This is a genomic window from Tamlana crocina (genome assembly GCF_012037625.1).
The window spans coordinates 1-393 of the sequence record NZ_JAAVJS010000383.1 but is presented as its reverse complement, the minus strand read 5'-3'; the positions used below and the strand labels follow the sequence as shown (position 1 = coordinate 393).

Below are 393 nucleotides of genomic sequence, written 5' to 3'. Positions count from 1 at the left end.
AGTAAGTTCCGCCAGACCAAGCCTGTCAATGGTACTCCGCCACCTTCGCATAAACCTACAGATGAAGAGTTGCAAAAGCTTAGAAAACTAAGGCCTGTATCTTCTCCCGCTGCTTCGGCAGCACCGGGACCTGCAGTAAAGCTTGACGTAGGGGATGAGGTGGAACATTTGCGCTTTGGTAAGGGAAAAGTGCTCAACATAGAAGGAGTGGGACAGGATAAAAAAGCCGAGATCCATTTCGAGAACGGCGGACTTAAAAAACTTCTTCTGAAATTTGCTAAACTAAAGGTTCTTTCCTAAGGGTTAAGGAGCTGTTATTCTTTAGGTTATCCCGGGTCTTGTTTGTAGTTTTAAAATAAAAACATGATAAGGGAAGGTACAAATGTAAAATGG

1 pseudogene is annotated in these 393 nt (G+C 43.5%); it reads left to right on the top strand.

The window, feature by feature from the left end:
- Nucleotides 1-300 (top strand): annotated as a pseudogene (locus tag HC176_RS17235) (ATP-dependent DNA helicase); the annotation flags it as partial.
- Nucleotides 301-393 lie beyond the last annotated feature (93 nt).